We start from the raw sequence: 18,262 nt of genomic DNA, 5'->3' as shown, positions 1-18,262 counted from the left end.
TCGACTGATGGTCAGGCCGTGATGCGCGCGATCAACGCCATTGCGGCCTGGGGAGCACGCACCTTCGCACCGTTGATGAAGAACATAAACGTCTCACGGGGCTGGTTCGGCGGCGTGGCATCCTCGACATAGGGTAGCCCCTGCGGTCTGCCACCAGCAGCCCAGATCTTCGCTTTGCTGGCCCAGTCGTCGAGCGCGGTCGGGGCGTAGCCGGCGACGAAGCGCTCCTCCGCATCCTCCAGCCGCGCATAGACGAAATCGCCGGTGATGTCGGCGATCGCCGGGTATTCGGCGGATTGCGCGAACACGATCGCGACCCCCGCATCGCGGCACATCGCGACGAATTCGGGCACCGCGAAACTCTCATGCCGGACCTGGACCGCATGACGCAACGCGACGCCGTCCTGCCGATCGGGCAACAGTTTCAGGAACGCGGCGAAATCGTCCGCATCGAAAGTCTTGGTCGCCATGAACTGCCACAGGATCGGTCCGAGCCGGTCGCCAAGTTCGACGATCCCCTGCCCGGTGAACCTGGCGATCGACTCCCCCGCCTCCGCGAGCACCTTGCTATTGGTGCAATAGCGCGAGGCCTTGAGCGAGAAGACGAACCCGTCGGGCACCGCCTTGGCCCAGGCGGCGAACGTCGCGGGCTTCTGGCTGCCATAATAGGTGCCGTTGATCTCGATCGCGGTGACGTGACCGGCCGCATAGTCGAGTTCGCGCTTCTGCGGCCATTTCTCGGGATAGAAGGTCCCGCGCCACGGCTCGTAGGTCCAGCCGCCAATACCGATTCTGATGGTCATGCCGCATGTGTAGCGCGTCGGCGGCCGCGCTGGCGACATCGCTTCGGCGTTTTGGCGCAAAACCCTAAAAACCCCGACGGCCTGCGCCATCGGGGTTTCGTACCGCCTGAACGACGGGGCGGCGGATCCGATCGGCATCGTCATCCTTTGGGGGCGATGCCGATGCCGGGGCTCGGATTACTGAAGCAGCTTCAGGACGCTCTGCTGGCTCTGGTTCGCCTGGCTGAGCATCGCCGTCGATGCCTGGCTCAGGATCTGCGCCTTGGCGAGTGCGGTCGTTTCCGACGAGAAGTCGGTGTCTTCGATCCGGCTCTTGGCGTCCGACAGGTTGGTCGAGTTGGAGGTCAGGTTGTTGACTGCCGACTGGAGCTGGTTCTGCGCCGCACCGAGGTTCGCACGACGGTTCGAGACGTTCGAGATCGCCGTGTCATAGTCGGAGAGCGTGCCGGCCGAACCGGTTGCCGTCACGACCGTGCCGAGGCCTGTGCCCGCAGCCTTGAGGTCGCCGCCGAGAGCGAGATCGATCGCGTCGGTCGAATTCGCACCGGCCTGGATCTTCACCGTGCCGCCGGTACCCGCCGAACCGTCGAACAGCGCCACGCCGTTGAACTTAGTGTTCGTCAGGACGTTGGTGATCTGGGTCGACAGCGCGTCCTGCTCGGCCTTGATGTTCAGGATGTCGCTGGCGGAATACGTGCCGTTGCCCTTCTGGACTTCGAGTTCGCGCATACGCTGCAGGTTGTTGGTGACCTCGTCGAGCGCGCCTTCAGCGGTCTGCGCCATCGAGATGCCGTCATTGGCGTTGCGGATGCCCTGGTTCATGCCCTTGATCTGCGACGTCATCGACGTCTTGATCGCCATGCCGGCTGCGTTGTCCTTGGCCGAGTTGATGCTCTTGCCGGTCGACAGGCGCTCCATCGAGGTCGACAGCGCCATGCTGGCGGCGTTCGAAGCGTTCGCGGCGCGCATGGCCGAGATGTTGGTACCGATGACAGTCATTGCGAAATCTCCGTGAATGTTCAGACGATCCGCGCCGCCCCCATGGCGAAGTCCCGTGCCGTCAGAGTGAGTAACGGCCGGGTCGAAGCGGGCTTTAGAAAAAAATTGCAGGCCACGACCGCGTTCGGATCGCCTCGCACGTAGGCGGGACGCGTGCTCGCAGGCAGGACGCGCGCGTGCAGGTGAGCCCGTGTGTCCGCGCGAACGCGCCCGGATAAAATTTGCCGGCAGACGGCAGCGTTTAACCACAAGTTTACCACCAATGCCCCAATCGACGAATCGTCCAGGGGGAACACCATGCGTTCGATTTTTCCATCAGCCGCAGTCACTTCGCGGAAATACGCGCTCGTCTCGTCGCTGCGCGCGCAGGGTTTCGGCGTGGGCTCGTTCGCCACCATCCAACCCGGCCCGAACGATCTGTTCCTCGTCGCGGATGGCGAGGGTATCACCGCCCCTGCCCGCACCGTCGTGATCGGCTGCGAAGGCCGCGAAGTCACCCCGTCGCGCGCTGGCGCACCGGCGCGGATCAGCTTTGCCGCCGAGGATACCGCGGTCGGCAACGGCTTCGCCCGTGCCCTGATCGGTGGCCCGGAAATGCCGACTGCCGCAGACCCCGAGTCGCTCGCGCTGCTCGCCCTCGCGGAGCGCGTCGCCGCCGCCGACATCACCGTGCTGATCAACGGCCCGACCGGCACCGGCAAGGAAGTGCTCGCCCGCGCCATCCACAATGGCTCCGCGCGGAAGGACAAGCCGTTCATCGCGATCAACTGCGCCGCGCTCCCCGAATCGATGCTCGAAGCGCTGCTGTTCGGTCACCAGAAGGGCGCATTCACCGGCGCCTCCAGCGGCGGCGACGGGTTCTTCCGCGCGGCCAATGGCGGCACGATCCTGCTGGACGAGATCGCCGAGATGCCGCTGCAGTTGCAGGCCAAGTTGCTCCGCGTGTTGCAGGAGCGCGAGGTCGTGCCGCTCGGCGCCTCGGTGCCGCAGCCGATCGACGTGCGCGTCATCGCCTGCGCCAACCGCGATCTTCACGCCGAAGTCGCTGCCGGTCGGTTCCGCGCCGATCTCTATTACCGCCTTGCCGTGTTCCCGCTCGCGACCAAGTCGCTGGCCGAGCGCCCGCAGGACATTCCCGCGCTCGCCGCGACGCTGATCCTGCGTCACGCCGGCAGCCGCAATGTCATTCCCTGGCCGAGCCATGCGGCGATCGAGCTGCTGATGCTGCACGACTGGCCGGGCAACGTCCGCGAGCTGGAGAACGTGATCCAGCGCGCGCTGCTGTTCTGCGGCGGTGACACGATCGAGGCGAACCACATCGTGTTCGATCGCCCGGTGACGATGACGTTCCAGCGCACGGTCGCCGTGGCGCCGCTCGCGCCTGTCACGGCACCATCGGAACCCGAGACGCCCCCGGGACTCTGGGCAACATCGTCCAGATGAGCGAATTCGCCGCGATCCGCGAGACGCTGAGGGCGTGCAACGGCAGCCGGATCGAGACTGCCAAGCGCCTCGGTATCTCCGAACGCACGCTGCGCTATCGCCTCGCCAAGGCGCGCCAGCAGGGTGACGATATCGGCAGTGTCCATAACTGGGCCGCCTCGGCATGAGCGGCGTCTCGGGCATTGGCGGCGGCGCGATGAGCGTCGACCGCGTCATGGCGCTGCGCTCGCAGATCCTCGAACGCAACCAGGCGCTTTCGCGCGCTGGCGCGGCGGGCAACGTCACGCCGACCGAGCAGGTCAAGCCGACCAGCTTTGCCGACTCGATGGAAACCGCGCTGAAGAGCGTCAACGACGGCCAGACCCAGGCCGCCAAGCTCAGCGAAAGCTATGAGCGCGGCGAGACGGTCGACATCGCGAAAGTGATGCTCGCCCGCCAGCAGGCGTCGGTCGGGTTCGAGGCGACGTTGCAGGTCCGCAACAAGCTGCTGTCCGCCTACAAGGATATCATGAGCATGCCGGTCTGACATGAGCACCGCACTCATCCCCACATCATCCGGCGGCACCGAACGGTTCGCCAATCCCCTCCAGCAGATCAAGGGCGCGTTTGCGCAGCCCGCGGTCCGCCGTTCGCTGCCGATGGCGCTGATGGTCGGCTTGATCGCCGCCGCCGCACTCGCGTGGATGAGCCTGTCGACGCCGACGCAGAAGACGCTGTTCAGCGGCCTGCCCGATTCGGACAAGGCCGCGGTTACGTCCGCGCTGACGACGGCCAACATCAAGAGCCATATCGACGAAGGCACCGGCGCGCTGACCGTCGGCGAGGAGGATTACAGCCGCGCCAAGATGCTGCTCGCGGGCCAGGGCCTGCCGAAAGCAGCACCGGGCGGCTACGCGATCCTCGACCAGTTGCCGATGGGCGTTTCGCGCGCGGTCGAAGGCGAACGCCTCCGCCAGGCCCGCGAATCCGAGATGGCGAAGTCGATCGAGGAGATCGACGCCGTCGCCGAGGCGCGCGTGCATCTCGCGATGCCCGAAGCGTCGGTGTTCGTCCGGGACAATGCCTCGCCGTCTGCGTCGGTCATCCTGAAATTGCAGGGCGGCCGCTCGCTGAGCGATGCGCAGGTCAGCTCGATCATCAACCTCGTCGCCTCGTCGGTGCCGGGAATGAAGCCCGAGGCCGTGACGATCGTCGACCAGATGGGCGCACTGCTCACCAAGGCTGGCGGCAACGACGGCGCGGGTGCGGCGAGCGACGCGCGGATCGATATCCAGCGCCGCATCGAGGACAAGTATCGCACCCAGCTGATCGCATTGCTCACGCCGCTGGTCGGCGCGGGCAACTTCACCGCCGAGGTGCAGGCCGACGTCAATCTCGACGAGAGCCAGGCGACTCGTGAAAGCTATGAGAAGCAGGGCGTGCTGCGCGCCGAGACGGGCAACTGGACCGGCAACCAGAAGGACGGCGCAGGCGCTGCCCCCGGCGGTATCCCCGGCGCACTGAGCAACACGCCTCCCGCCGCCAGCACCTTGTCGACGCCGCAAGCTGCGACCGGCAATCCTGGTACGCCCGCCGCACAGCCGGTTGCCGGTGGCCCCGCGCCCGATGCGATGAAGCAGTCGGACCAGTATCAGCGCGCGTATGACCTCGGCCGCGAAGTCTCGGTCACACGCGCCACGCCCGGCGGCGTGAAGCGCCTGTCGGTCGCCGTCCTCCTCCGCGATCCCGACAAGACCCGCCGCACCGCGATGGAGATCAACCAGATCACCGATCTCGTGAAGAGCGCGGTCGGCTTCGACCAGGCACGCAACGACAACGTCACGGTTATCAGCCGCAAATTCGCCGGCGCGACGGATGCCGCCGCTGGTCCCGCCTGGTACGACAACGCCTGGCTGCCGGTGCTCGCGCGCAACGGCACCGCGATCCTGATCGCGCTGCTGGTCTTGCTGCTCGGCGTCCGCCCGATCGCCAAGGCGCTCATGAAAAAGCGGGACGAAGCCACGTCGCGCCCCGCGCTCGGCCAGCCGATCGGCGGCGTCGATGGCGAGGGTGGCGTGACCGGGATCGGTGTCGCCGCCCCGGTCAGCCTCGACCAGCTCGAGAACACGCGTGGCTATGACGACCGGATCGGCGCGGTCCGCGGCTTCACCCGCGACAATCCCACGCGCGCCGCGCTCGCCGTGCGCGACATGATCAAGGCGGACGCGAAGTGAGCGACGTCGCCATCCGTACCTACACCGGCGTCGAGCGCGCCGCGGTGCTGATGATGCTGGTCGGCGAGGAGGAGGCCGCCGCCATCCTCCAGAAGCTCGACCCCGAGGAAGTGCGTCAGCTGGGCGCGGCGATGTTCAAGGTCGCCGACGTGTCCGAGCAGGAAGTCGAGGACGTGCTCGACGATTTCGTCGGCCACGCACGCGAGCGCACCGCGATCGGCTTCGACCCGCGCCCGCAGATCGAGGCGGTGATGAACCGCGCGCTCGGTCGCGAAAAGGCCGAGAGCGTGCTCGCGCGGATCACCCCGGCCGAAGCCGCCTGCGAACTCGAGCTGCTCGACTGGCTCGACGCGCCCGAGATCGCCGCGATGATCGAAAAGGAACATCCACAGATCGCCGCCGTCCTGATCGCCAACCTCGACGCGTCGATTGGCGGCCAGGTGCTCGAGCTGCTGCCGGATGCGGTCCAGCCCGACATCCTCCACCGCATCGCGCGGCTCGGGCCGATCACGCCCGAGGCGGTCGATACGCTGCGCACCTTGCTCGCCAACCGCACCGCTTCCGCGCCCGGCGGCGCCGGCGTTACGTTGGGTGGCACGAGGGAGGCCGCCAAGATCCTGTCGGGAGCACGAAAAGCCACCGAACAGCGCGTCATGCCGAAGCTGTTCAAGATCGACCGCGAAGTGGCGAAGGCGATCGAGGAAGCGATGTTCATCTTCGACAATCTGCTCGATCTCGACGACAAGAATCTGGGCACGTTGATCCGCAACGTCGACAGCGAGATCCTGACCAAGTCCTTGAAGGGCGTCGACGAGACGATCCGCAACCGCTTCCTCGGCTGCATGTCGGCGCGCGCCGCCGACGGTATCCGCGACGAGATGGAGGCACGCGGGCCGATGAAGCTTGCCGAGGTGCTCGAAGCGCAAAAGGCGATGATCGCGATCGCACGCGGGCTCGCGAAGGACGGCACGATCCAGATGGGCGGGGGCGAGGACGATTATGTCTAACGGGTTCACGGCGGGCTTCGCGTCGCGCCACACGACGACCGCGAATATTCTGGCCAGCGCGTTCGCACCGCCGTCCGGCTTTGCCGCCGCGGATATCCGCGAGCGCGCGACGGTGCGTCCGGCTACCTTCGCGTCCCCGAACTTCACGACGGAGCCGAGCGCCCCGAAGCATTTCAGCCCCGCGGACAAGGACGTGAACCCGACCGCCGGCTGGGATCCGCTCGATCCGGTCACCGAATCGTCGTTCATCGATCCGCTCGCCGACGCACATGCCGCCGGCTATGCAGAGGGCCTTGCCGCTGCGGCCGCGGCCGCACAGGAAACGGCTGCACGGGACGGCGCACTGCTCGGCGATCTCGCCAGCGCGCTCGGCAACGACCGGATCGACCGTGACCGCGTTGCGGCGCAGCTCCGCCAGACGGTACTCTTCCTCGTGTCGAAGCTGGTCGGCGAAGTCGGCATCGCGCCCGACGTGCTCGCCGGTCGGATCGAGACTGCCGCCGAACTCCTGTCCGACTCCGCCGAATCCGCGCTGCTCCGCGTCCACCCGGAAGACGTCGCATTGCTCGAAGGCCGGTTGCCCAAATCGATCTTCGCCGCGGGCGATCCGGGCGTTGCACGCGGCAGCTTCGTGCTCGAAAGCGCATCGACGATCGTCGAGGACGGCCCTGAGCTCTGGCTCGACCAGTTGGCGCACGCGATCGACCGCGTGCCGGTGCCCAAATGCTGAACCGCTTCACCGCCGATTATCTTGAAACCCTCTCCAACGCCGATTTTGTCGCCAAGCCAAAGGTCTCCGGTCGCCTAGCCTCGTTCGACGGGCTCCTGATGGAAGCGGTCGGACTGACATTGCCGGTCGGCACTGTCTGCCAGGTCGGCGAGGGCGCGGCGAGCGTCGAGGCCGAGGTCATCGGCTTCCGCAACGGCCGCACCTTGATGATGAACCTTGGCGGTGCCGCCGCGCTCCTCCCACGGGCGCCGGTCAAGCCGATCGGCGCGCCGGGCGAAGCCGAAGTCGGTGCGGCATTGCTCGGTCGCGTCGTCGACGGCGCCGGCAAGCCGATCGACGGGCTCGGTCCGATCCGCGGCGCCGGTCGCTGGCCGCTCGCCGGCAAGCTTCAGTCGCCCCTCGACCGTGGCCGCGTACTCGAACCGCTCGACGTCGGCGTTCGCGCGATCAACGGCCTGCTGACGATCGGCCAGGGCCAGCGCGTCGGCATCATGGCGGGCTCGGGCGTCGGCAAGTCGGTGCTGCTCGGCATGATCGTCCGTGCCGCGCAAGCCGACGTCATCGTCATCGGCCTGATCGGCGAGCGCTCACGCGAAGTCGCCGACTTCCTGGAAACCAAAGTCGCAGGCGCAGCGCGGAAACGTTCGGTCGTCGTCGCAGTCCCTGCCAACCACTCGCCGGTCCTTCGCATCCGTGGCGCGCTCCGGGCCCATGCGATCGCCGAATCCTTCCGCGACGAGGGCAAGAAGGTCCTGCTGATCATGGATTCGCTGACCCGCGTCGCCCATGCCGGCCGCGAGATCGGCCTCGCGCTCGGCGAACCCGCGTCCGCGCGCGGCTATCCCCCGAGTGCCATCGCGATGCTGCCGAACCTGATCGAGCGCGCAGGCGTCGACGTCCACACCGGCGGATCGATCACCGCGATCTACACCGTGCTGGCGGACGGCGATGACGGCAACGACCCGGTGGTCGACTCGGCCCGCTCGATCCTCGACGGCCATATCGTCCTCAACCGCCAGCTCGCCGAGCGCGGCGTGTATCCGGCGATCGACATCGGCCCGTCGGTCAGCCGTGTCATGACCGATATCGTCGACGCACCGCATGCCAAGGCTGCACGGACCTTGCGTCGCCACCTCGCGACCTATGAGGAAAACCGCGATCTCGTGCTGATGGGCGCCTACCGTCACGGCGCCGATCCGGCGATCGACGCGGCGATCGCCTGCCACCCGGCGGTCATGGAATATATCCGCCAGGATGCCGACGAGACCGTTTCGCTGAACGACGCCGTCGCCGAGCTGACCGGCGTGTTCGGCGGCTGAGATGGACAAGCGCGGCAAGACCCTCGCGCGCATCCACCGCGTCCGCACGCTCCAGCTCGGGCTGACCCGCGCCGACGAAGCCCGCGCACACGACAAGTTCGCCAGCGAACAACTCTTGTCCGGGCGTATCGCGCTGCTCGTCGAAGCGGTCGCGCCGGTCCACGAGACGCAGGTCGCGGTGTCGCTGGGCGCCGCCGCGCATTACCGCGAACGCCTGCAGAAATCCGCCGACGCCGCAGTCGAGCGCATGCAGGCGGCCGAACACCATCTCGACCGCGCCGCGGAAGCGACGCGCGCCGCCAAGCGCGATCAGACCGCGGTCGAGAAGCTGCTCGCACGCGCCGACGCCGATGCTGTGCTGAAGGCGATCCGCGCGATGGAGGAATCGCCCGCCTTCCGAAGGGTTCGGCACGATCCTTGCTGAGCGGGAGCCGAGCGGTGCCGTGCCGCCACCCGAACGAGTATCCTGCATGATCCAGACCGCGACTCTTTCTCCCATGCTGCCGGCCCAGGCGCGGTCGACGACCGTGCCAAATGGTCCGACGCCGGGCGATTTCGCGGGTTCCTTCGCGCAGGCGAACGACGACGCTGCCGTGGAGGGTGCGCCGACGACGCCGGCTCCGATCATCGCGATCCCGGCGCTGTCGGCCGGCACGATCGTCCGGCAGGACGCCGCCGCGACCGGCAACACCTTGCCGACCCCGATCGTGACGGAGGCCGCACAGCCGATCGTCCCGGCGATCGTCACCCTCCTCGCCGAACCGCTTGCGGCAGGTCTGCGCCCGACATCGCCAACGCTCGTACAGCCAATAATCCCGGCAACTCCGGAGCCCGCGACGCCTGACATCGTCAAACGCACCATCGCTCCGCGTCCGAGCCCCAATGCGGCGCGTCCCGCGGCGTTCGCGATCGCGCCCCGCGGCGGCAAGGCCAAGAACGACACCCCGACGACCCCGTCGGACGACACCGCCGACGCGACACTCGCCGATCAACCGGCCCTGCCCGATCAGCCCATGATCGCGCAGCCCACGCTCGCTCCTCCCCTTGCGCAGGCAAACCCGGACATCCCGCTCGTCGCGTCCCCCGCACCTTCGCCGCCCCCGAAGCCGCCAAGATGATCGTGGCCGAGAACGCCGTCGCCCCCGCCGGATCGGCGATTGTTGGCGCGAAACCCAGCGCTACCGGTGCGGCAGACGCAAAGCCTCTCGTGGCGGCGGAACCGGACCTCACGACGTCGATCACCCCGGCCCCCGGCAATCCCGCAGCGCGACGAAGCTCGCACAGGCCGAACGGGCTGTGCCAACAGCGATCCCCGTCGCGCCACCCGCACTTCTGCAAAATCCGATCGCGCTACGCCCAGTCGCACAGCCCAGCGCCCTACCCGTCGCCACAGCCTCGCCACAACCTGCGGTGGGAGTCGTCGACCGTAGCCAGATCTCTCCGCGAGAGGTCACGCCGGTCGCCCTGACGCCCGCCACCCCGGTCATCACCACGCCCGTCGCGCCACCCGCACTTCTGCAAATCCCGATCGCGCTACGCCCAGTCGCACAGCCCAGCGCCCTACCCGTCGCCACAGCCTCGCCGCAACCTGCGGTGGGAGTCGTCGACCGTAGCCAGATCTCTCCGCGAGAGGTCACGCCGGTCGCCCTGACGCCCGCCACCCCGGTCATCACCACGCCCGTCGCGGCTCCGCCGTTGCAGATCGTGGCGCTAGCGGGGACCGTGCCCGTCGCACCACAAATCTCGAGCGTGAGTCCCCCACTTGGTCTTGCGAGCGAACCCGGTTCGACCGCGCAATCGTCGCTGCCAGCACCAGACGCCGACACCGCGCCGGCCACGCCGCGCTGGGTCGCGACCGACGCGACGACCCCGGTGGCGCTAACGCTCGCGCAGCCTGCCGCGATCCAGCCGCAACCGGGCACCGTCGCGTCCGCCAGCCAGGTATTCGGCGCCGCGATCCAGGCCGCCACCAAGGCGCGCGACGAGCGCGACACGCCCGATCCGACCGCGCCATCGGTCGCTGCCGGAGCACCTATATCGGCGCCTGCGATCAAGACCGCCGAGGCGCAACAAGCCCCGCTCGACATGCGGCAGGAGCGCTGGCCGCACGCGATGATCGAGCGCATCGAGATCTTGCGCGACGCCGCCGATGCGACCGATACGCGGATCCGTCTGATCCCCGACGCGCTCGGCGCGATCAACGTCTCGATGCGCAAGGATGGCGACACCGTCCACGTCCATTTCAACGCCGAGCAGGCCGCGACCCGGACGCTGCTGGCCGACGCACAACCGCGCCTCGCCGAGCTGGCCGAAGCGCGCGGACTTAAGCTTGGCCAAGGCGCGCTCGGTGACGGCAATGCCGGCTCCGGCCAGCAGCGCGCGCCCACCCCATCACAGATTCCGAATCGCACGACGACGACGGCCGCGATGATCGCGGACGCCGCCGACGACACCCGAATCGCTTGACCCGAAGGACCCTGACATGAGCGACAAAAAGAAACTTCAGACGCCGCCCCGAAGAAGAAGGGCAAGATGAAGACGATCCTGATCGGCGGCGTTGCGCTGCTGGTACTGGTCGGCGGCGGCGTCGGCGCGGGCGTCTATGCGTCGAACGCCGGGCTGCTTGGCGGCGGCCATGCCGAAGTCGACGACGGCAAGCCCAAGCTGGTTCCCAAGAGCGAGCAGAAGCATGCCGGTGAGGGTGGCGAAGAGAGCGGTGGTCATGGCGGCGGCGAGGAGGCCGCGCCTGAAAACCACGGCATGAAGCCGCCCGCGGGCGAGGGCGGCGACAAATACGCCTCGACCTATTATCCGATGGAGAAGGAATTCACCTCGAATCTCCAGGACTCGGCGCACTTCGTCCAGGTCGGCATCGCGGTCGCCACACCGTACGACGACACCGTCATCACCAACCTCAAGACCAACGACATCGCGGTCCGTTCGGCGATCCTGATGGCGCTCGGCGACACCACCGAGGAGCAGGTGATGAGCAGCGACGGCAAGCGCCAGTTGCAGGTCCGATTGGCCAAAGCGATCAACGATACGCTCAAGCAGAAGGAAGGCTTCGGCGGCATCGGTAACGTTTACTTTACCAGTTTCGTTGTTCAGTGAGGCATGGTTAACGAGGGCTCAGCAAAGACGCGCGAACGGCGCGACCGGGATCGCTCCGGCGCGCCCAAGGACGGCGTGCTGCATCAGGGCGTGCTCGGCGGGGCCAAGCTCAATCCGTTCGGCGACCTGCATTCGCTCCAGCATCTCTCGGCACGGTTCGCGCGCGGTTTGCGCGGGGTGTTCGAGCCGCTGCTGCGCCAGGAGGTCCGCTGCTGGGCCGAGCCGTTGGTGGTCCAGCGCTTCACCGACTACCGCGCGGAGCGCAGCGATGCGCTGACCGCGTGGCTGCCGCTGATCATGACGCCGGGGATGGCGCAGGCCTTGTGCATCATGGACGGCAAGTTCGTGCTCGAGATGCTCGACATGTTCTTCGGCGGCACCGGTGCCGCGCCGCACACGCTGCCGACCGAGTTCTCGCCCGCCGCGGAAGCAATGGTTGCGCGGATCGGCCAGATGATCGCCGCGCCGCTGAAGACCGCGTGGGAGCCGATGGCGCGGTTCGACTTCCTGCCGACCCGCGTCGAGGTGAACCCGGCGATGATCGCCGATCTCGACGGCGAGGACGCGATGATCGTCACGCGCTTCGGCATTGCCGCGGGGGCCGCCAAGCCGGTGTTCCTCGATCTCGTCTACCCCGTCTCCGCGCTGAAGCCGCACGCGCCGTCGCTGACCGCGAAGGTCGTCGGCAAGTCGGCCGAGCCCGATCCGGCCTGGCGCACCGAGCTGACGCGGGCCGCGATGAACGTGCGCTTCCCGATCCGCTCGGTGCTCGCCGAGCCGGTCGTCAAGCTGACGATGCTGATGGACCTGAAGCCCGGCGACGTGATCCCGATCACTATCTCGGGCGACGTGCCGGTGATGGTCGGCAACAACCGGCTCGGCTGCGGCACGGTCGGCACATCGAACGGCTTCGCCGCCATCCAGCTCACCTCGATTACCCGTTTCGACGAAGGATTTGCAGCATGAACGACATGACCGGAGGCTTCCCCGTAGATGCTGCCGTCGCCGCCAATTTCCGGCTGCTCCAGGATGTTGATGTCAAGTTGACCGTCGAGATCGGTTCGACCAGCCTGACCTTGCGCGAACTGCTCGCGCTCGGCGAATCCAGCGTGATCGAGCTCGACCGTCAGGCCAACGAACTGCTCGACGTATTCGTCAACGGCACGCTGATCGGGCGCGGCGAAGTGGTGACGGTCGGCGAACGCTTTGGCGTGCGGATGACCGAGCTCGTCAGCCCCGACAAGCGCGGCTGATTCCGATGCTCTGGACCTATATCCTCAAGCTCGTGATCCTGCTGCCACTCGTGTGCGGCCTGATGTTCGGGTGCCTGTATCTGTGGCGCAAGTTCGAGAGTCGGATCCCGGGCAAGCCCTCGACGCGGCTGATCGGCGTCAAGGAAACGATGATGATCTCGCCAGGCCTGCGTCTCGCGGTGATCGATTTCGAGGGCCGCCGGCTGCTCGTCTCGGTCGGCCGCGGCGGCGTGCACCTGATCGACAAGGTCGACGCATGAGCGCGGTCGCTCGTCCGACGGTGACGCGGAAAGGCTCGGGCCCTGCCCTGTTCGCCGCATCCTCCGCCAAACCGTTTTCCCGCGTACGCGGGAATCCAGGAGCCAAGCGCGCGAACGCGTGGCTGTGGATAGGCCTCGCGGTTCTCTTGGCCCTGTTCCTCGCAATGCCCGCCTTCGCGCAGGGCGTCCCCGCCCCAACCAACCCCGCCGTCGGCGACGCGGTCGATCGCGCGCTCGGCCAGCTCGGCGGCCAGGCCGCAGGCAATACCGGCCAGAGCGGCTCGCTGTCGCTGTCGCTGCAAGTCCTCATCATCATGGGGCTGCTCACGGTCCTGCCGGGCATCCTGCTGATGATGACCAGCTTCACGCGGATCATCATCGTGCTCGCGATCCTGCGCCAGGCGCTGGGGCTCCAGCAGACGCCGCCGAACCAGGTGCTGCTCGGGCTGTCGCTGTTCCTCAGCTTCTTCATCATGGCGCCGACGATCAGCCAGATCAACACGACCGCGATTCAGCCCTATGCCGCCGGACAGCTCGCCGGCACGCAGATGATCACGACCGCCGGCGTGCCCTTGCACGCGTTCATGGTCAAACAGACGCGGATCAAGGACGTCACGATGTTCGCGCAGATCGCGAAATCCGGGCCGTACGCGACGCCGACCGACATCCCGTTCTCGGTACTGCTCCCCGCGTTCGTCACGTCGGAACTGAAGACCGCGTTCCAGATCGGCTTCCTGATCTTCCTGCCGTTCATCGTGATCGATCTCGTCGTCGCGACCGTGCTGATGTCGCTCGGCATGGCGATGCTGAGCCCGACGATCATCTCGATGCCGTTCAAGCTGCTGCTGTTCGTGCTGGTCGACGGGTGGGCACTGACGATGGGCAGCCTCGCCAACTCGTTCGCGACCTGAGAGCATGGACGCGCAATATTTCCTGACCGTCGCGAACCAGACGATGTGGGTGCTGGCGCTCGCCAGTGCGCCGATCCTGATCCCGGCGCTGCTGGCGGGGCTGATCCTCGGGATGATCCAGGCGGCGACGTCGATCAACGAGCAGACGCTGTCGTTCGTGCCGAAGCTGGTCGTGGTCGCCGTGTCGATCCTGATCTTCGGGAGCCTGATCCTGGGGTTGCTGAGCGATTTCACGATCGGGATCTTCGAGCGCATTCCGGATTTGGTAAAATGAGCGCACTTGCTGCTCCCCTTCCGCCTGCGGGAGGGGTCGGGGAGGGGCGTGCCTCACCAGCCGGACGCCAGTACGTACGTCGCGCCCTCCCTAACCCCTCCCGCGAGCGGGAGGGGATTTTACAGTGCTAGGCTTCGGCCTCTCGATCGAGCCGCAACTCTGGGCGCTGGTGTTCGTGATGATCCGCATTGGCGCGACGTTCATCGCCGCACCCGTGTTCGGCTCCGTGTCGGTCCCGCTCACCGTGCGCGTCACCTTGTCGGGCGCGATCGGGTTCCTCGTGCTCGCCGCCCACCCGATTGTCCCGCCACAGAACATCTTCGCCGTCACCACGATCCTCTCCGCCGCCGCCGAAGCCCTGGTCGGGCTCGCACTCGGCTTCGTCCTCCAGATCGCGTTCGCCGCGCCGATGATCGCGGCCGAAGTCATCGGAGGCGCGATGGGGCTCGGCTTCGCCTCCTCGATCGACCCTCAGAACGGCAAGTCCTCCCTGCCCTTGGCCAGTTCTTCTCGATCATGCTGACGCTGCTGTTCCTGTCGGTCGACGGCCACCTGATTTTAATCGACCTGCTCGTGAAGAGCTACGACGTGCTCCCCGGTGCCGCGTGGATCGGCGTCGAGCGACTGAAGGCGATCGCGTTTTTCGGGGGTTATGCGTTCCTCGCCGGGCTGTTGCTCGCGTTGCCGGTCGGTTTCCTGCTGCTCTGCCTCAACATCGTCGTCGGCATGCTGAGTCGCGCTGCGCCCTCGCTCAACCTGTTCGCGGTCGGCCTCCCCGCCAGCCTCGCGGTCGGCGTCGTCACGCTCGCGATCGCGTTCCCCACGATGGGCGACTACATGCTCGTGATCGTCCGCGAAGGCCTCGCCGCCACCGAAAACCTGGTGCTCGGCTGATGTCCGAGGATTCGGGCGAAAAACCGAAGCACCAACCGCCAAGCGCAAGAAGGATGCGGTCGAGAAGGGCGACATCCTCAAGTCGCGCGACTTCGCCACAGCGCTCAGCATGCTCGCCGGTGTCGCCTGGCTGATCTATGCCGGCCCGACTCTGATCACCGCGTGCAAGGCGATCATGAGCTCCAGCTTCCAGTTCACGCATGCGGACGTCGAGGACTTCTCGCCGTGGCGGCCGCTGATGGAAGCCGGCGGCAAGCTCGCGCCCTCGCTCATCACGCTGTTCATCGTCAGCATCGGCGCCGCGATCCTGAGCCAGGCGGGGCTAGGCTCGCTCGGCTTCAACGGCGGCCTGCTCGCGCCCAAATACAGCCGCGTCAATCCGGCAGCCGGGCTCAAGCGCATCTTCGGTGCGAACGGCTGGATCGAACTCGGCAAGTCACTGCTGAAGGTGATCCTGCTCGGCACGATTGGCGGCTGGATGCTGTGGAACGCGGCGCATTCGACGATGGGCCTCGCCTCCTCCGCCGATCTCAACCAGGCGCTGTCGACGCTCGGCGGGATCTTCAAGGGTATCCTGATCGCGATGGCCTTCGGGCTGTGCGCGATCGCCGGCATCGACCTGCCGATCCAGATCATCCGCCGGCTGGGCAAGATGCGGATGTCGAAACAGGAGATCAAGGACGAGCACAAGTCGACCGAGGGCAATGGCGAGGCGAAGGGCCAGATGCGGGCGAAGATGCGCGCGATGGCGAGCGGGGGCCTGCGCAAATCGGTCGCGGAGGCGCATGTCGTGCTGACCAACCCGACGCATTTCGCCGTCGCGCTGCGCTACGATCGCGGCAAGGATCAGGTGCCGGTGGTGGTCGCCAAGGGGCGCGGCGCCACCGCGCTCGCGATCCGCGAACTTGCCGCAGAAGGCCGGGTACCCGTCCTCGAATATCCGATGCTGGCGCGTGCGATCTATTACACCAGCAAGGAAAACCAGGAGGTCCGCGACGACCTGTACATGGCGATCGCGACGGTGCTCGCTTTCGTATTCGGGCTGAACGCGGCGGCGGGCGGTACGGCCGGCGGGGTCCAGCCGTTCGTCACCGTACCGAAGGACGCCCGCTTCGACGAAAACGGCATGAAACAGGCCTAAACATCGCCGCCAAACGGTCGTTCTTATAGAAGAGCGCGCACGTGCAGGAATTTCGCCATGGTAACATCGACCACCAGCACGACGGGGACACCCACCCCAACGTCCACCGCGTCCGCGGCACAGACCGCGATCAACACCGCGACGCAGGCGCTCCTGACGGGGCTCAGCGCAGGGTCGGGCGTCGACACCGGGACGCTGGTCACATCGCTGGTCGAAGCGCAGTTTGCCGCCCGTTCGGCAACGCTGAAATCCAAATCCGACACGCTTACGGCGCAGATTTCGGGCGTCGCGTCGCTCAAGAGCACGATGACCGGCTTCTCCACCGCACTCGCCAATCTGGTGAAGGGCGGCAGCTTGCAGACCCAACCAACCAGCTCGAACGCCGCAATCCTGTCCGCCACCGCACAGTCGGGCGCGAAACTGTCGGGGCTGTCGGCCAGCGTCACCGTCACGCGCCTCGCCACCGGCCAGGTCGCGCGGACGACGAACCCCGTCGCCGCCGCCAATCGCACCGCATCGCTCGGCACCGGCGCGCTGACGCTCAACGTCGGCGGGGGCGCAAACGTCGCGATCAATATCGGCGACGGCAGCATCGACGCGATCGCGGCGGGGATCAACGCGTCGAAGAGCGGCGTCACCGCCTCGGTCGTCACCGATGCGCAGGGCGGCGCGTATCTGTCGGTCAAGGGCGCAACCGGCAGCGCCAACGCGTTCACGCTGAAGGGCGCCACCGGCAATGCGCTCGACATCGGTGGCAGCACTGCGACCAAGACCAGTCTGGTATCGACCGCACAGAACGCCAAGCTCACCGTCGACGGGATCGACGTCGAACGGCCGAGCAACACCGTCAGCGATCTGGTTTCCGGCGTAACATTGCAGTTGAGCGGCGTGTCGACCGTCCCCGTCTCGCTGACCAGCACGGCGCCGACCGATGCGCTGACGCAGGCGGTCAACGATGTCGTCACGACCTATAACGAGGTCCTGAAGACGATCACCGAACAGACCGATCCGATCACCGGCAATCTCCGCGCCGACCCTGCCGCCAAGTCGTTGTTGAGCTCGCTGAAGGCGTTGACCTCGAAGCCATTGGTTGGCGGCGCGACCGCCGGTCTCCCGCGGACGTTGGCCGAACTCGGCGTCGCGACCAATACGGACGGCACCCTGCGGGTCGATTCCACGCTGCTCGCGAAGCAACTCGCGGCCTATCCCGACACCATCGAATCTATGTTCGCACCGTCGGGCACCAATGCGCTCGGCCTTTCGGCGACGCTGACCGCGCTGACGACCAGCGCCACCAGCACGCTGACCGGGCTCGGCGCCTCGACCGTGCGCTATACGGCGGCGCAGTCCGATGTGACCAAACAGCAGGACAAGGTGACCGACCAGTCGGCACAGCTGACGACCCGCCTGACGCAGCAATATGCCAGCATGAACTCGCGCGTGTCGGCGTATAAGTCGACGCAGACGTTTCTTACCGGCCAGATCGCCCAGTGGAACAAGAGCTCGTGACCTACGCCTCCACCCTCACGCGCGACCCGTTCGCGACCTATCGCCAGATCGACGCGGTCGGCCACACTGCGACCGCGGACGGCCCGGCGCTGGTGCAGCTGCTGTACAAGGAGCTGGTCGCGGCGTTGAGGGCAGCCGCCTGGGCGTGTGAAAAGCGCAAGTTCGCGGTCAAGAGCGAGCGCATCACGCGTGCCACCGCGATCCTGTTCGCGCTGGAGGCCGGCCTCGATTTCGAGAAGGGCGGCCAGATTTCTGAGACGCTGGCGCGGCTGTATGGCGGCGCGCGGAAGACCGTCATCAACGCCTCGCTCGGCCATGACCCCAAGCCGTTCCGCGATTCCGCGGACATGCTCGACGAGATCGCCCAAGCCTGGCGGACTGCCAGCGCCACGTAG

At 67.0% G+C, this 18,262-nt stretch carries 18 protein-coding genes and 3 pseudogenes; 19 read left to right on the top strand and 2 right to left on the bottom strand.

Translation table 11 applies throughout. The features are described from left to right. Positions 1-11: 11 nt before the first annotated feature. Both QP164_RS16265 and QP164_RS16260 read right to left on the bottom strand, forming a co-directional pair. Positions 12-803, bottom strand: coding sequence for a DUF72 domain-containing protein (locus QP164_RS16265; protein ID WP_333923790.1), 792 nt, complete (start codon positions 801-803; stop codon positions 12-14). 177 nt (positions 804-980) lie between these two features. Then, positions 981-1,802 carry a flagellin N-terminal helical domain-containing protein gene (locus tag QP164_RS16260; RefSeq protein WP_056054167.1) on the bottom strand — a complete coding sequence of 274 codons (822 nt, stop codon included), beginning with the start codon at positions 1,800-1,802 and terminating at the stop codon, positions 981-983. 297 nt (positions 1,803-2,099) lie between these two features. Here QP164_RS16260 and QP164_RS16255 point away from each other — a divergent pair. From QP164_RS16255 to QP164_RS16165, 19 genes and pseudogenes are all read left to right on the top strand, one after another. Next, positions 2,100-3,412: pseudogene (locus QP164_RS16255) on the top strand (sigma-54 interaction domain-containing protein). Continuing rightward, on the top strand, positions 3,409-3,771 hold the full coding sequence (gene fliE, locus QP164_RS16250) for a flagellar hook-basal body complex protein FliE (protein ID WP_132742476.1): 363 nt from the start codon (positions 3,409-3,411) through the stop codon (positions 3,769-3,771). The pseudogene QP164_RS16255 and the gene fliE overlap by 4 nt, the downstream one beginning before the upstream one ends. A gap of 1 nt (position 3,772) precedes the next feature. Continuing rightward, a complete protein-coding gene (fliF, locus tag QP164_RS16245; RefSeq protein WP_132742477.1) occupies positions 3,773-5,458 on the top strand; it encodes a flagellar basal-body MS-ring/collar protein FliF in 1,686 nt (561 codons plus the stop codon). Continuing rightward, a complete protein-coding gene (gene fliG, locus QP164_RS16240; RefSeq protein WP_132742478.1) occupies positions 5,455-6,465 on the top strand; it encodes a flagellar motor switch protein FliG in 1,011 nt (336 codons plus the stop codon). Before fliF ends, fliG begins: the two co-directional genes overlap by 4 nt. Further along, a complete protein-coding gene (locus QP164_RS16235; RefSeq protein ID WP_333923788.1) occupies positions 6,458-7,195 on the top strand; it encodes a FliH/SctL family protein in 738 nt (245 codons plus the stop codon). Before fliG ends, QP164_RS16235 begins: the two co-directional genes overlap by 8 nt. Next, positions 7,189-8,514 carry a FliI/YscN family ATPase gene (locus QP164_RS16230; RefSeq protein WP_132742480.1) on the top strand — a complete coding sequence of 442 codons (1,326 nt, stop codon included), beginning with the start codon at positions 7,189-7,191 and terminating at the stop codon, positions 8,512-8,514. Before QP164_RS16235 ends, QP164_RS16230 begins: the two co-directional genes overlap by 7 nt. A gap of 1 nt (position 8,515) precedes the next feature. Further along, positions 8,516-8,938, top strand: a complete 423-nt coding sequence (locus tag QP164_RS16225; RefSeq protein WP_333923787.1) for a hypothetical protein — start codon at positions 8,516-8,518, stop codon at positions 8,936-8,938. Between the two features lie 46 nt (positions 8,939-8,984). Further along, positions 8,985-9,632 carry a hypothetical protein gene (locus tag QP164_RS16220; RefSeq protein ID WP_333923786.1) on the top strand — a complete coding sequence of 216 codons (648 nt, stop codon included), beginning with the start codon at positions 8,985-8,987 and terminating at the stop codon, positions 9,630-9,632. 292 nt (positions 9,633-9,924) lie between these two features. Continuing rightward, complete coding sequence (locus QP164_RS16215) at positions 9,925-10,980, top strand: flagellar hook-length control protein FliK (protein ID WP_333923785.1); 1,056 nt, start codon at positions 9,925-9,927, stop codon at positions 10,978-10,980. Positions 10,981-11,046: 66 nt separating this feature from the next. Further along, positions 11,047-11,625 (top strand): flagellar basal body-associated FliL family protein, encoded by a 579-nt coding sequence (locus QP164_RS16210; RefSeq protein ID WP_333923784.1) that lies wholly within the window; start codon positions 11,047-11,049, stop codon positions 11,623-11,625. A gap of 3 nt (positions 11,626-11,628) precedes the next feature. After that, positions 11,629-12,591 (top strand): flagellar motor switch protein FliM, encoded by a 963-nt coding sequence (locus QP164_RS16205; protein WP_333923783.1) that lies wholly within the window; start codon positions 11,629-11,631, stop codon positions 12,589-12,591. Beyond that, positions 12,588-12,878 (top strand): flagellar motor switch protein FliN, encoded by a 291-nt coding sequence (fliN, locus tag QP164_RS16200; RefSeq protein ID WP_056054132.1) that lies wholly within the window; start codon positions 12,588-12,590, stop codon positions 12,876-12,878. The genes QP164_RS16205 and fliN overlap by 4 nt, the downstream gene beginning before the upstream one ends. A 5-nt stretch (positions 12,879-12,883) precedes the next feature. Next, the gene (locus tag QP164_RS16195; protein WP_056054129.1) at positions 12,884-13,138 is read left to right on the top strand and encodes a flagellar biosynthetic protein FliO; all 255 of its coding nucleotides are present in this window, start codon (positions 12,884-12,886) and stop codon (positions 13,136-13,138) included. Continuing rightward, on the top strand, positions 13,135-14,049 hold the full coding sequence (gene fliP, locus QP164_RS16190) for a flagellar type III secretion system pore protein FliP (RefSeq protein WP_132897485.1): 915 nt from the start codon (positions 13,135-13,137) through the stop codon (positions 14,047-14,049). The genes QP164_RS16195 and fliP overlap by 4 nt, the downstream gene beginning before the upstream one ends. A 4-nt stretch (positions 14,050-14,053) precedes the next feature. Further along, on the top strand, positions 14,054-14,323 hold the full coding sequence (gene fliQ, locus QP164_RS16185) for a flagellar biosynthesis protein FliQ (protein ID WP_055874447.1): 270 nt from the start codon (positions 14,054-14,056) through the stop codon (positions 14,321-14,323). A 178-nt stretch (positions 14,324-14,501) separates the two neighbouring features. Continuing rightward, positions 14,502-15,217: pseudogene (fliR, locus tag QP164_RS16180) on the top strand (flagellar biosynthetic protein FliR). 10 nt (positions 15,218-15,227) lie between these two features. Next, positions 15,228-16,358, top strand: a pseudogene (gene flhB, locus QP164_RS16175) (flagellar type III secretion system protein FlhB); the annotation flags it as partial. A 57-nt stretch (positions 16,359-16,415) separates the two neighbouring features. Beyond that, positions 16,416-17,867 carry a flagellar filament capping protein FliD gene (gene fliD / locus QP164_RS16170; RefSeq protein ID WP_132897482.1) on the top strand — a complete coding sequence of 484 codons (1,452 nt, stop codon included), beginning with the start codon at positions 16,416-16,418 and terminating at the stop codon, positions 17,865-17,867. Next, positions 17,864-18,262: a flagellar export chaperone FliS gene (locus QP164_RS16165; protein ID WP_333923782.1), complete on the top strand. Its 399-nt coding sequence runs from the start codon at positions 17,864-17,866 to the stop codon at positions 18,260-18,262. The genes fliD and QP164_RS16165 overlap by 4 nt, the downstream gene beginning before the upstream one ends.

It is taken from the genome of Sphingomonas sp. LR59 (genome assembly GCF_036855945.1).
Taxonomy (GTDB): Bacteria; Pseudomonadota; Alphaproteobacteria; order Sphingomonadales; family Sphingomonadaceae; genus Sphingomonas.
This window is presented reverse-complemented; position numbering and strand designations above follow the sequence as displayed.